8 protein-coding genes are annotated in these 15,054 nt (G+C 36.0%); 2 read left to right on the plus strand and 6 right to left on the minus strand.

All coding sequences use genetic code 11. The features are described from left to right. Positions 1-3: 3 nt before the first annotated feature. From EHC72_RS18270 to EHC72_RS18295, 6 genes are all read right to left on the minus strand, one after another. A complete protein-coding gene (locus EHC72_RS18270) occupies positions 4-2,823 on the minus strand; it encodes a M16 family metallopeptidase (RefSeq protein ID WP_131539153.1) in 2,820 nt (939 codons plus the stop codon). A 7-nt stretch (positions 2,824-2,830) separates the two neighbouring features. Then, positions 2,831-3,295 (minus strand): hypothetical protein, encoded by a 465-nt coding sequence (locus tag EHC72_RS18275; protein ID WP_131539154.1) that lies wholly within the window; start codon positions 3,293-3,295, stop codon positions 2,831-2,833. A 10-nt stretch (positions 3,296-3,305) separates the two neighbouring features. After that, positions 3,306-4,757, minus strand: a complete 1,452-nt coding sequence (locus EHC72_RS18280) for a RagB/SusD family nutrient uptake outer membrane protein (protein WP_131539155.1) — start codon at positions 4,755-4,757, stop codon at positions 3,306-3,308. 12 nt (positions 4,758-4,769) lie between these two features. Further along, complete coding sequence (locus tag EHC72_RS18285; RefSeq protein ID WP_165585868.1) at positions 4,770-7,964, minus strand: SusC/RagA family TonB-linked outer membrane protein; 3,195 nt, start codon at positions 7,962-7,964, stop codon at positions 4,770-4,772. A 241-nt stretch (positions 7,965-8,205) separates the two neighbouring features. After that, complete coding sequence (locus EHC72_RS18290; protein ID WP_131539157.1) at positions 8,206-9,363, minus strand: FecR family protein; 1,158 nt, start codon at positions 9,361-9,363, stop codon at positions 8,206-8,208. A gap of 62 nt (positions 9,364-9,425) precedes the next feature. Next, complete coding sequence (locus tag EHC72_RS18295; RefSeq protein ID WP_165585869.1) at positions 9,426-9,977, minus strand: RNA polymerase sigma-70 factor; 552 nt, start codon at positions 9,975-9,977, stop codon at positions 9,426-9,428. Positions 9,978-10,813: 836 nt separating this feature from the next. Here EHC72_RS18295 and EHC72_RS18300 point away from each other — a divergent pair. Next, complete coding sequence (locus EHC72_RS18300; RefSeq protein ID WP_131539159.1) at positions 10,814-13,822, plus strand: hypothetical protein; 3,009 nt, start codon at positions 10,814-10,816, stop codon at positions 13,820-13,822. 6 nt (positions 13,823-13,828) lie between these two features. Beyond that, on the plus strand, positions 13,829-15,054 hold a 1,226-nt coding region (locus EHC72_RS18305; RefSeq protein WP_246029460.1), incomplete at its 3' end, for a DUF6443 domain-containing protein.

Here is a 15,054-nt window from a genome sequence, read left to right on the forward strand (position 1 = left end):
TGCTTAATTAATTGGTTTAGATTTTTCGGGCATTAAAACTGCTTTTATTACAGGAGTTTCTACCAGGTATTTTTTTGCGTAGGCAGAAACCATTGCTGGCGTAATTTTATTAATCATGCTTTCGTAATCATTGAAATAGCTAAAATCTTTAAAGCCGAAATAAAATTGATTTCTTAGTGATGAACTCCAAAAAAGGTTTTTATCTGCCTGTTTTTTATAGCCATCTATTTGTTGTACTTTAATGTTATTTAAATCGCTAATGAAGTAGTTAGGGTCATTGGCAACTTTATTAACCTCAATTTGTGCTTGTTTAATTAAAAAATCTGCTGATTCTGGCGCACAGCCGAAAGTAATTCTTGAACGAATTAGTGGAGCAGGAATGCTTGTTGATGAAATAGAAACACCAACGCCATAAACACCAGAATTTTCTTCGCGAAGGTTTAAACGTAGTTTTACTTTTAATACTTCCTGTAAAAGTGTTTGTACTAAAATTTCAGGGTAATCGTAGTTCACCTTATTGCTTTGGTAAAATAAGTTTACGGTACTTTTTGGAGCTGCACCTGCATAAACCAAAACATCTTTGGCTGTATCTGTCGCAATAGGGCCTTTGTATTCAAACTTATTGTTGTAATCGCCTGTTGGTAATCCGCCAAGATATTGCTCTACCAATGGTTTAATGCTATCGGGATTAAAGCCACCCACAATTACAAACTGAAAATCTTTTGCAGAACCGAATCGACTTTTAAAAATAGGGATGATTTCATTAAAATTAACTTCCTTGTTTATGCGTTCAGGCGAAACATCTGAAGTATAATCGTCATCACCTTTTAATAACTCGGCCAAAGCTTTATTGTAAGCATAACTAGGTGATTGTTTATTGTTTTCTAAAGTTTCTATACTTTTTCTTTTGCTTTGCTCAAAAGTTACCGGATCTGCATTGGGGAAATTCCATTTTAAATAAAGCAATTGAAACATGGTTTTAGCATCTTTCCAATCGGCACTGCCTACAACACCTTCTCGGGTAGTAGATAATACTAAAGTTGCAGATGCTGAATTGCCTGCCAGGTATTGGGTTAGTGCCCGGCGACTAAATTCTCCGGCACCGCTTAATCCTGTTACTGGTTTAACAAATTGTGCTGTTACAAACTGAGTAGAATCTAAAGCATAAATTCCTCCACGTCTGAAACCTGAAAGGGAGATATAATTTTTTTTCTCTGTAGTTGGTTTAAGGTAAACAGTTGTTCCGTTTGATAATGTCCATTTGGTTACACCAACGGCTGCAATATTTTCTTCTTTAACTACTTTTCCAGCTGTGGGTTCTTTTGCTAATAATTTAGCAGGCACGGTAAGGCTATCCGTCCACGGGGCAATTTTTGCTGAAACAGCCTTTGCAAACATAGCTTTTAGGCTAGCTACTGAGGGTAAATTTTTAGCATCTTTTTCTGGTGCGGTTAATAGTACAACGGTATTGCCCGGTTTATTTACCGATTTAAAGAAATTTAGGAGAGATGTAGAGTCGATTTCTGTGGCATATTTTAAGGCTAATTTATTGCGTTCTGCTCTTGATAACATGGTACTTCCGTTGTAAAAAAGATCATGAATATCATTTGTATAAGCTTCGGGCTGTGTTTTATCTTCAGCTGAGGCTGCACGCTTGATGATTGAAATATATTCTGCCTTAAATTTATTTACTTCATCGCTGGTAAAGCCATAACGGGCAATGCGTTGCGCTTCTTTTAAATATTGGGCTATACCTTCGTTAATTTGATCGTGAAATAATGAAACACTTCCTGCTACAATACCATTTTTTAATACAATATTGCTTACAGAAATTCCACCATCATTATATGTATTTTGAAGTTGTGCAATTCTGCTGAAGCGGTTTTTGGCAAGTGCATTAAAAAATGATTTGGTTAATTGTGTTTTGTAATCTTGTTCTGTTTTAATGGCACCAAAAGATTTAATTTTATTGAACATGCTCAAATCAATGGATCGGGCTTCTTTATCTGTAATGATGGAGAAAAGGGTATCGCGATGCGCTGGTAACTCATAATAAACCCGTGGAGCCTTGCTTTTACTTTGGTATTGAGTAAACTCTGCCTTAATGTATTGTTCTACTTTTTTAGGGTCAATATCCGTTACTACAGCAATAGACATTAAATCTGGACGGTACCATTTTTCATAAAAATCGACAATACGCTGGCGTTTAAAGGTTTTTAAAATATCTACTTTGCCAATTGGTAAACGTTCTGCATATCTCGATTTGTTAAATAAAACAGGTAAATACTGTTCTCTTAATCTATTTTCTGCACCTTGCTTACTTCTCCATTCTTCGATAACTACACCGCGTTCTTTGTCAATTTCATGGCTATCAAAAGTTACTCCAAAAGCCCAATCACCCATTATATCAATAGATTTTTCAAGGTTTTTTTCGTCTTTGGTATTGATACTGATCTTATAAACGGTTTCATCAAAACTGGTATGAGCATTTAAGTCAGCACCAAATTTTACACCCTTAGATTCAAGAAACTCAATTACATCATTTTTAGAATAATGTTTGGTTCCATTGAATGCCATGTGCTCAATAAAATGCGCCAACCCAAGTTGATCGGGATCTTCCTGAAGTGAGCCTGCGTTTACAAATAGCCTTAAAACAGAATTTCCTTTTGCCTTGTCGCTTTTATAAATGTAGTAGGTAAAGCCATTTTTAAGCTTTCCTGTAAGTAGGTTAGGATCTTGTATTAATTGTTGGGCAAATGTATTAATGGCTGTTAATGATGCGCAAAGGGCTAATAACAGTGTAAATTTTATATTCTTCTTCATCTATTCTTTATTTTTTAGTAATCACCAGTTTTTTCTGTAATTGATCTGGACCTGGAAGCCCCAATGTGTAATTTTTGCTATTACTGATTAATGAAATGGTGATGGTATTATCTTTTGTAGCATCTAACGCCGCTTCTTTCCAGGCAATTTTTATGGGGCGTTCAAATATTCCTTGTGGAAAGGTTAGGGTGGTTCCCTTGGTTATTAATTCAAAATCCCGCCCTTCTTTTAAGCCGTCGCCAATAGTTACCTGGTATTGTACATTTATGGGGTCAAACTGTAATTCGGCACTTAAATAAACATTGTAGTTTACCGTATCCTTACGGTTGGAAAGTACTTCAACTGCACTTTTATTATCAACCATAATGTGAAAAAATGGATTATTATAAGGTGTAGTTTCTTTTTTGCAGGCAGTTATCATGATTGCAAAGCCTAAGCCCAGCGCCATTAAACCAATTATTTTATTTTTCATCTTCTTAATTCTAATATCCCGGGTTTTGAATCATTGCTTTATTTGCCTCAACCTCTTTAGATGGAATTGGCAGTACAAACTTGTTGTTTGGGTAATTTAGACTACAGGTTGTAGCATTGCAATCTGTACCGCGTTGAAGGTTTTCTTTTCGCCTTGCGAGATCAAAAAAGCGGTGACCTTCAAAGCAAAGTTCACGGTTTCTTTCGTTTGCAATTTGCTTGTATAAATCATCATTAGAAACGTAATTTATGGTGATGGTTCTACTTGGATGCGCACGTTGAGAAATAATACGAATATCTTCTGCTGCTTGTGCATATTGTTGCAAATTCCACTTGGCTTCGGCACGGTTTAAATAAATTTCTGATAAGCGAATTACCTGAACAAGCTGCGGTGTAAGCGTAGTTACACTGCCATCGCCATACTTTCTGGTAAGGGGTTTGCCTGCGTTATCGCCAGCAGTGGGCGTATAAAACATGGTGGTTAATCTAATATCATCACTATCAAAAAGAGTTCTAACTTTTACCGAAGAAGAATATTGAGCAGAAGTTGCATCAGAATAGATTGAAAACATGCTCGATGCTGAAACATTGAAGCCATTATTTGTTAATTGAAAAATCCCTTCGGTTTTTGAGCCAACATTATTGCTAAAATACGTGTTGAAGAAGGCTTTATAACTGTTTCCATCCACAAGTTTGTAAGCCGCATCGTTAATTACACGGTCTGAGTAGCTAATGCATTGTGCCCAATCGCCTTTGTATAAATATACTCTTGATAATAAAGCTAATGCAGCCTGATAAGTTATGCCCGTTTGCGTATTGTGGTTTGCATATTGCTGCAAAAATGGAATGGCATCCGTTAAATCTTGGATAATTTGGGTATATGTTTCCTTTACTGTTTTTCTGGCGATAAGTTCTCCTGGCGCAGGTGTTTTAGTTAGCACAGGAATGCCTAAATGTGAAGCATCTCCTGTAAAATTATAGGGTTGCGCATAAACTCTGGTTAAATCAAAATGACCAATTGCTCTTATAACCAAAGCTTGACCATAAATAGAATCCAGCGTTTTAGTTTGTTCTGGAAACTTTGTTTTAAGCGTAGGTATTGCTACTAAAATATTATTGGCGCTATTAATGGTTTCGTAAATGTTTAACCAAATTGTACCAACAGCAAAAGCATCATCAGTTGATGTACTTTGAAAATTGTATTGCTGTAGCATGGCAGATGCTCTGCTACCACTAATTAAATTATCGGAGGCGGCATCACCATACATTCCGAAATTATTTTTGTAATAGGTGAGCATTAAATTATAAGAACCCAGCGTGGCCATTTTTGCGCCATCTACGGTTTCAAAAAGGGTTTCTTTACCGATTTTCCCAATGGGTTGCTTTTCGAGGAATTTTTTGCAGGAAACTAATGTGCTGCAAAGTATAACCAGTAATGCTATTGTATAGATAATTTTTTTCATCTCAATTATAAATTATAAGCCAACATTTAAACCAAATGAAAGAACAAGTGGTCGTGGATAAGGATTAAATGAGTTTTTGTAATCGTTACGGTCTGAAGAACTGCTATAAGGTGTCCAAAAACCTACGTTATCTGCTTGGAAATAAACACTTGCACGTTGTAAATTAATTTTCTTAACCAAAGTATTTGAGAAGGCATAATTTACGCTCACGTTTTGTAAACGTAAACTGGTTTTTTTATGCAAAAAGCGTGTAGAGTTTCGTGCGTTGTTTTCATTTGCATTTAAAACTGATTTGGGAATATTGGCTAAATCTCCCGGTTCTCTCCAACGATCTAATAGATTGGCAGATTGATTGTTGTCAAATAAATTACGGCCATCCGATTCAGAATCTCTTTGCAAATCACTAAAAGCATAACCCCCAACATTATAAATCATAAGGGCAGAAAGAGAGAAGTTTTTATATTGGATGGTATTAGTCATTCCGCCAAAAACATCGGGTGTAGATGAACCAACGGCAACACGGTTATTTAAATCAAATTCTCTGGTAATATTACCTTTAGCATCATACCAAAGCGGATTACCATCACGAGGATCAACACCTGCCCACCTAACCAGGTAAAATGTATTGGCATCTTCTCCAACTCGTCTGATAACTTTATCTAAAATTTTATCGTTGCCATTGTACAATTTTAAAATCTTGTTTCTGTTGTGTGCGATGTTAAATTTAGTTCTCCACTCAAAATTCTTTCTAATAATATTTTGCGTGTTTAAGGTTAACTCAATTCCACTGTTTTTAACTGAACCAATATTTTGTAAAATCCTGGTAAAGCCTGTAGTACGGGTAACATCAACAGCATCCAGCATGCCTTTTGTAATGTTTTGATAAAACTCTACTTCCATGGATATTCTTTTAAATAAACCAAGGCTAAGTCCTCCATTTACAATGTAAGTAGTTTCCCAAGATAGGAGAGGGTTTTCTCCAGAACTCATTACAGCACCTTGCAAACCATTATATTGGTCGCTTGTTAAAAAATCATAAATCCCTTTTGATTTGTAGGCACCAATTCGGGAGTTTCCATTTGTACCATAACTTAATTTAAGCTTGGCGAAATCAATCTGCTTAATGTTCCAAAATTTCTCGTTGCTGATTGTCCATGAACCACCGATTGAATTAAATGTTGCCCATTTTACGTCAGATCCAAAATCAGAACTTGCATCTCTTCTAAAACTTCCTAATAAGCTGTATTTGCTCGATAAAGTATATCTAAGCTGTCCATAATAAGAAATACCAGTTTTTTCATCACCTGAGTAAGTATATTTAATTACTTTGGCAAGGTTTACATCTCTAATGTCATCAGAAACAAATCCTGAACCATTGCTACCGTAAGTATCCCGATCTTCACTTTTAGCTTCCGCACCTAGCAACGCTGAAAACTCATGCTTACCAATTGTTTTATCATAATTAAGACGTTGTTGAGAGTTCCAGTTAAAATTTTTAGTATTCCCTTTCAACGCGTAACCAACACCTCTATCGCTATAAGCAAACATAGAACTGTAAATGTTTTCTTTAATTTTAGTGTAGTCAATACCGTTGGTAGTGGTAAAAGTAAGTGATGGTAAAATCTTAATCTGACCACCAATATTCCCTTCAATAGCAGTTGCTTTTTGTCTGTTGTCATTATATTCAGCATCAGCCAGTTTATTATAAAACTTTAAAACATAACTTCCATCAGGGTTAAACGGACTATCTATCGGCCTGTTAATGTAATAGCTATTACCAGGATTAAAAATATTGTTAATGTTATATGAAGCACCTAAGCGGAAAAACATATTGATCGATTTATTAATTTTTTGATCTATATTAATTCTGCTCGAAAACCTTTGCGTTTGGTTTTTAATCATGATTGGTTTTTCATTATAATATGCTCCTGATATATAATAACGGGTTTTTTCTGTTCCACCAGAAAAAGAAACATCATGTTGGGTGGTTACTCCGGTTCTAAAAAATACATCATACCAATCGGTACTCGTATTTCCAAAATCAGGCATTTTACTTTGGTCTAATGAGGTATTATTGCGATAAGATTCCGTAAACAACTCTCTGTATTCGGCGCCATTTAAAACATGAAATTTGTTATTGGTAATTAGGTTAATTCCTGTTCTGAAACTATAATTAATAGAATTTTGATTGGCAGCACCTTTTTTTGTGGTAATTAAAATTACACCATTTGAGCCATCAGCACCATAAATAGAAGTTGCCGTAGCATCTTTTAAAACCACAACAGATTCTATATCATTTGGGTTTAAATAGGTTAGCGGACTAATACTGGTATTTGTACCCAAAATTTGGTTGGTTTCGTTACCTGTTTTAATGGGGATACCATCCAAAACCCAAAGTGGCTCGTTTGATGCACCAAAAGAAGCTTCTCCACGAATTCTGGTTTGATATCTTGGTCTTGCACTGCTGGCAGTTCCATCTTGTACTTCGTTTTGTAAACCAACAACAAGCCCTTCTACAAGCTGGTCGATTCTATTGCTAGGTTTACGTTCCAAATCTTTGCTTGTTACCACAGCGGCACTTCCAATTTGGTTTTCCTTTTTTTCAGAAGTACCGTAAGCAGTTACAATTACTTCTTGCAAATCACTCGCCGTTTGCAGCAATACAACATTAATAATTTTATTGCCGTTTACAGGTACCTCTTTGGTTCCATAACCAAGCATAGAAAATACAAGGGTAGCATTAGCAGGTGCCTGAATGGTAAACGAGCCATTATTATCTGTAGAAGCCACCTTGTTGGAGCCTTTAACCATAACAATTACCCCGGGCATGGTTAAATCTGGTTGGCCAGGAGCTTCCTTTGATTTAACAGTTCCCTTTATGGTAATATCATCTTGTTGGTGCTTTCCATTAGGTTTTAATTCGCTGATAATTACTGTTTTATCAATAATGCGATAGTTTAAAGCCTTGCCATTGGTAAGCTGTTGCAATGCTAGAGTTAAATCTGCATTTTTAAGCTCTAAACTTACCAGACCTGATTTTTTTAGTACATCGGCATCGTATAAAAAGAAAAAGCCACTTTGCTTTTTTATGTCTAAACATACACGCTCCATATCTGCATTGCGAACAGATAAGGTTACTTTTTGGGCGTATCCAGTGGCTCTAACCGCCAGTGTGCCGGCAATTAATAAAAAAAGAGTTAACCTCATAACTAATAGCGTGTTTCTATTAAATGACCTGTATATTCCCGTGCACTTGCCGGGAAGGAAATGTTTCATATTTTTGTACGTGTTGGTTTTTAATTGGTTGAATTCGAAATCATCAAAACAGAACAGCACATTATTACTTCCGGGAACATTGCAGTGTTTCCGGATTTCTTTTTTAGTGTATTCTGAAAGTTTAGGGGAAGTATCGGTTTATTACATAGTTGATTGGTTTAGGGTGTGTATTTTATTGTTGAAAATTAACGGTTACAGTTCTTTCAGATAAGGTGAAATTAACGCCACTTACAGCATTAAGCATTTCAAGCACTTGGTTTAGGGTTGCTTGCCTACGTATGTTTCCACTATATTTTTTGTTGCCTATATTGCCTTTGTATTCAATTTTTACATCATACCATCTGGCAACCTGATCTAGAATACTGGTTAAATCATCATTGTTGAAATAAAATATGCCTTCTTTCCATGCAATGGATTTGTAAGTATCTACTTTAGTAACTTCAAACTTATTGTTGCTGATATCAGCTTCTTCACCAGGTTTTAAAACGGTTTGATGGTTTCCTTCGCGAATTTTAACGGCACCCTCAAGCAACGTAGTTTTACTCGCTTTATCATAAGAACTAATGTTGAAATGTGTTCCTAAAACCTCAACCTCTGTTTGGTTAAACGCCACCACAAATGGAAGCGCTTTGTTGTGGGCTACTTCAAAATAAGCCTCGCCATTTAATTCAACCCTACGTTCGTTTTTATTAAAGCTAACAGGAAATGTAAGGGTAGAGGCCGCATTTAACCATACTTTTGTACCATCAGGAAGGACCATTTGATACTCTCCAGCTTTTGGTGTTCTTAATTGGTTAAATCCTTTTTGGTGCGTTCCATTTTTGAACGCCAACACACCCGATTTGGCGTCGATGTTTGATCCATCTTTACCATTAATTTGCATAGATGCATTGCTCAGGTTTATGAGTGAGCCATCGCTCATGCTTAAAGTTGCTTTTGAGCTTCCAGGCAAAATATCATAAACTTTTCCAAGCTGGGCAATATTTTGCTGGTTATTTTGTGATGTGTAGAGGTAAGTTCCTATACCGATAGAAAGTAATAAAACTGCTGCTGCGCTATAGCGTACCAGTTTGTGCCATTGAAATGATTTAGATGGAGTGGTAATTTTAGCGTTAATGGCCTCCCAGCCGGCTTTTACATCTACTGCATTAAAGTAATCAATTTCCTTTTGTACAGTTGCGGTATCCCGAAAAGATTCTACTAGTGATTCATTTTCTGGATTAGCGGCACGCCATTTTTCAAAATTTTCTTTTTCCGGACCTTGCAGTTCGTTCTTTAAAAACTTTATTATAAGTGAAGCTGTATCTGGAGAGGGCTGATGCTTTTTCATAGTCTATTATAATAAACCTGAAAAAGAAAAAGGGGTGAAAGGAAATGAAAATATTTTTCTGATTAACGGATATTTATTAGAAAAACTGAAATAAGAGCAAAAAAGTCAGGATTTAAACGCACTTTTAATAACTGTAAACCGCGTTTTTTTTGAGTTTTAACGGTATTAATGCTTATACCCAGTTTATCTGCAATTTGTTGGTTTTTGAGTCCTTCTAAATATCCCATTTTAAAAATTCGCTGACAATTTTCTGGTAACGTCGAAATTATCAAAGCCAATTCAGCAATTACCTCTGTTCTAATCATTGCATTTAAAGCAATTGCTTCCTCAGCTGGTTCTTCTTCCTGTTTGTTTAAAAAAACGGTTTCTAATTTTTGTCTGCGCAGTTTGTTTAAGCAGGCATTTCTAACAGATGAATATAAAAATCCCATTATTGGTACACTTTGGGCATCTATTTCATCCTTCCTGTTCCAATACATTACAAAGGTTTCTTGCACAATATCCTTTGCAGCCTCATCATCTTTAACAAATTGCATTGCAAAATGGCACAGCTTCGCATAGCTATTGCTAAACAATTCTTCAAAAGATTGAGTTATTGGTGTAGTATTCGGCAAAAAGTTGATAATAAGGATTTACGTATTTCAAAAATAGTATTTATCTCCATGGAATACAAGTTTTTAGGATATTGTATTATAACGATTACAATATTGCTTGAATAATTTATGTGCTATGATTTATTAGAGGTGATTTACATTTTGAAATACTACAGTTTAATTTGTTTTGAAATAAATCAAAACAAATAGAATATTTTCAATAATAAATATTTTATCTACTTATCCTCAGGTTTCTTATTATTTGATCGCTTTTTAAAGTTTGAAAAATATTTGCTTGTATTTTGGTTTTGTCTAAATCAACAGTTATCTTGGCTGAATCATCCCCAAATTAAATAGTAAAATTACTTTAAGACACAGATGAATCTCTTAACGCTCAATCAAGGGAAATTTAAAAATTTAAGTTTTCAAAAAATTCTCCAGGTTTTATTAAAGCCATTTTCATTTTTTTTATCGCTAATTGGGATCCACCATTTGATGCCAACTTTTTAGCGGCGCAATCAACTAAGTATACTGTTTCTATTTAATTGATTAAGGTTTGCATTAAACTAAAAATTCAGCAAAATAATTTAAGTTATTAATTAATATTTTGAAAGTCAATGCATTAAAAAAAACGGTTTCAATAAATAAATTCTACCATTTTCTAATAAAAATAAGCTATTCTTAAAATTTTTTAAAAATGATCTCATCTAAAACGCCCTTACTATTTATTGTATTTTTATTAAATATAATATACCCATGCCCAGGTTGCTCCTGAAAAACTCCCTAACCCCAATCCAATTATTCCTGCTTCACCAAACGCGGCTTCGTTAGGTGCGTATGGAGAAAGTCAGGTAAGCATGTATACTGGGCAAGCTGATATTACGATTCCTTTATATACTATTCAAACTAAAAGTTTAAGTATACCCATATCCTTGAGCTATAATTCATCTGGTGTAAAGGTAGAAGGTGTGGCCCCCTGGGTTGGGTTGCAATGGAGCCTTAATGCAGGCGGTGTTATAACTCGTCAATTAGTAGGAATGCCTGATGAATCGGCTATAGGTTATAGCACTAGCTCTGCTCGGCAGGAAATAGCCTCATTTATGGCTGGAGGAATGTCTGAAGGAGTATCAGTTGATTATTTGAATCGAGTAATGGATGGAAGGACAGATGCAGAACCTGATATTTTCTTTTTTAATTACCCTAATGGTGCGGGGAAGTTTTTTTATGGATATGATGGCACCATACAAGAAGCGCCAGTTAAAAAGAATAAAATTGAATGGGTAACTGTGAATGGAAAATATGGATGGAAAATATCTGATAATTCTGGGCATGATTATTACTTTTTAGATCGGGAAGAAACAGCTTATACATCTACTACAAAGGCAGGTGCACAAACTAGTATTGGCACAACGCCAAAATCAAATCAAACTTTTGCCAGCAGTTGGTATTTGTCTCAGATTGTAGATAAAAACACCTCAGAAACGATTTATTTTGATTACGAGGGTTTTTGGTATACACAGCGTTCTATTGGCAGCCGCAGTAAATATATTGCGTTTGATCAAGGCTGTAATGTACCCTCTTCCGGAGAAAGTTATACTGTAACCACGGTTAGTGCCTTGCGTATTAAGAAAATCCGCTTTTCTGGAGGTTATATTGATTTCATTGCAGGTGCAGCCAGAGAAGATCTGCCAGGCGACAAAGTACTTGATCAGATGCTTGTTAAAAATTTAAAGGATGAAGTGATTAAATCTTACAATTTTAGCTATCGCTATACAAATTCTTTCAATTCTCCTTATGGTGTTGAATATGGTAAACGTTTGTTTTTAGATAAAGTTGGCGTTGGTAACGGAGCGTTAGGCAGTTATACATTTACTTATAATCCCATTGACCTTCCGCATCGACTTTCTTACGATCAAGATCATTGGGGATACTTTAATAATTCATCTAATAACGATCTTTTTACACCGGCTGATTATTATTATAATGTAGCTAGTAATACTTATGTAAGTATTCCTGGAGCCAATAAGCAAATTGATGAGACTTATGCCCAAGCTGCTGTGCTTCAGAAAATCAGCTATCCAACTGGCGGAAGTACGTCTTTTACTTATGAAAATAATACTGCGTATTCATTACCTGCCGATTTTGATTTAAAATACACGGATAAGGTGTTTTTTTTAAATGGACAATCTTATACGGACACCTACTTTGAGAAAGCATTTGTAATCAGTGAAGACTTTTTAGGTAGCGGCGGTATTTTCGCAAAACTTAGCGGTAGTTTTGGTTGTACTGGTACTGGGTTTAGTTGTCCAGATATTAGATTATATTACCCTAATGGAACGAGTATTCAAATCAATCAGGCAAGTTACGGGAAAACATATTTCCTTAAAAAAGGAAATTATAGAGTAACAGCAGATTACAGTTTCATTCCAAATCCTCAGACCAAAATTCAAAACTTTAGCTTTGTATTAACCTGGCCCGAATCTTTTAGAGAAAATCCATTAACCGCTCATAATGTTAAAGTTGGTGGGTTGAGAATTAAACAGATAGATAATTTTGAGCCTAATAGCAGTCAAACTTTTACCAAGCGATATAGCTATACGAAATTTAATGCTTCGAATGAATCTAGCGGAACTATTCTTAGTGTGCCTTACTATAAATATAATGTTCTTAATTATAATGGAATAAGTGCATATTGTCAGTGGCTTTGTGTTACCGCAGTATCCAATACAGGGCTGGGTACAACCAATGGTAATCCGGTGGGTTATGCTCAAATTACCGAATACATTGATAAATATGGAGTATTAGGTAAAAATGAGTATGTATATGCCCCGCCAGTTTTTACCCAGCCAAGTAATCAGCTACCTTTTGCTCCGGCCGATAACCGAGATTTTTTTAATGGAATGCTACAGAATGAAAGAACTTATGGCTTTAAAGACAATGCATATGTTTTAAAAAAGGAAGTGAGGAATAAATACGCATTGTACAATCCATCTGGCAGTAGCTATGGTTTTGGGCTCAAAACAACATTAAAAAACTTTAGATCGATATCATTATTAGATGATTTTAGTCATGATGTATATAATGTCAGTACAGGTTGGATGCATCTTGATACCACCGAAACTAAAATGTATGACGGAGGAATGATTTTAACGACCCAGGTTTCTTATACCCAAAACGCGGCTAATTTATTAAATAGTAAAACAGAACAAATTAGTAGTAGAGGTCTGATTAATACAGAATTAATTAAATATCCTGTTGATTATACGGATGGAAGTTATGGCGCTGATCTATTAAAAAACAAGATGGTAAATGATGCAGTTTTAGAAAAATCAGTTTTTGTTAATAATCAGCTTGTATCCAAAGAGGCAAATGGTTATGATAATTTTGGAACATTGGTTATGCCATCAAAAATCAGTAAATTATCCACGACTGATCAGGTTATGGAGGAAAGGTTATCTTTCATAAACTATGATAATGTTGGGAATCTTCTTAGTTTAAATAATGTTAAAGGCACCAAAACTACATATTTATATAGTTACAATACCCAATACCCAATTGCCGAGATTAAGAATGCAGATTATGCTACGGTGGAGAATGTTTTGGGAGGTGCAACTGTAGTTAATAATTTCAGCAACTCTAACCCTACAGATGCGGAAGTTAAGGCTTTTTTAGCTCCTTTAAGAACAGGCTTGCCCGATGCCCAAATCACAACTTATACTTATAAACCATTGGTTGGAATGACGAGTAGTACCGATACAAAAGGCCTTACTACTTATTATGAGTATGATGAATTTCAGCGGTTAAAAAATGTTAAAGACCAAAACGGTAATATCATTAAAAACAATGCCTACCATTATAAAAACTAGCGCCTCATGAAAAGATATTTAAATTATAGTTCCGTTCTCCTTTTACTGCTCAGTGGTTTTGGCTTAAAGGCACAAGACCATAAAACAGTAAGTACTTATAATGGTGAGGCAGAGATTACCGCCCCCTTAAGTGTAACCTTAACCGACGGTTTCCATGCTACAGGTAACGTTCGGATTTATACGACAGGTAAAAGCCTGCAGAACTGTTTTCCTTTGGTCTCCTTACCGAGCAGCAACCAAAACTATGTTTTAACCCGAATATTTAAACAGCGTGGCGTAACCGAAGCCACGTTGGGTAACGCAAGACTGGTATGCGATGAAAATCAAACCATCCAATACTTTGATGGCTTGGGCCGGCCGCTACAAACTGTTACGGTGCAAGGCAGCCCTACAGGAAAAGATCTGGTGCAGCCTGTGGTTTACGATGCCTTTGGACGTGAACAATTTAAATACCTGCCCTATGCCGCCAGTACAGGAAGCAACGGCAGCTACCGGGCTGATGCACTAACCGGGCAATCTTCTTTTTACCTCAGCCAGCCTGCCACAAGCGGCATCCCGATTATCTCTACGCCTTTTAGCCAAACAGTATTTGAGGCCAGCCCCTTAAACCGGGTATTGGAACAAGGCGCCCCAGGATTAGCCTGGCAACCTGCACCAAACAGTTTAGCGGGGCATACGGTAAAAATGGATTATGGAACAAATGCATTGAACGAAGTTAAACTCTGGACGATAAACGCGGCCGATAACGGGGCAAGTGCAGGATTTTACCTGCCGGGCAAACTATATAAAACGATTTCCAAAGATGAGAACTGGAAACCAGCAGATGATAAGATGGGCACGGTTGAAGAGTTTAAAGATTTTGAAGGGCATGTGGTATTAAAAAGGACTTGGGAAACCAACAGCAAAAGCCTTTCTACCTATTACGTTTACGATGATTATGGAAATTTAAGATATGTATTGCCTCCCGCAGTAAATGAAAACGGGCAAAGCCCGGTTACCTCTTTCACTGAAAGCGATACCAACTTTAACAACTTTATTTATGGCTATCATTATGACGGGCGTAAACGTTTAGTTGAAAAGAAGATTCCGGGTAAGGGATGGGAATATATGGTTTATAACCCCTTGGATCAGGTGGTATTCAGTCAGGATGCCGTACAAGCAGCTAAATCACCAAAAGAATGGTTGTTTACCAAGTATGATGCTTTGGGCCGTGTAATATTAAGTGGTTTATA

The organism is Pedobacter nototheniae (assembly GCF_004335085.1).
In the GTDB taxonomy this organism is placed as follows: Bacteria; Bacteroidota; Bacteroidia; order Sphingobacteriales; family Sphingobacteriaceae; genus Pedobacter; species Pedobacter nototheniae.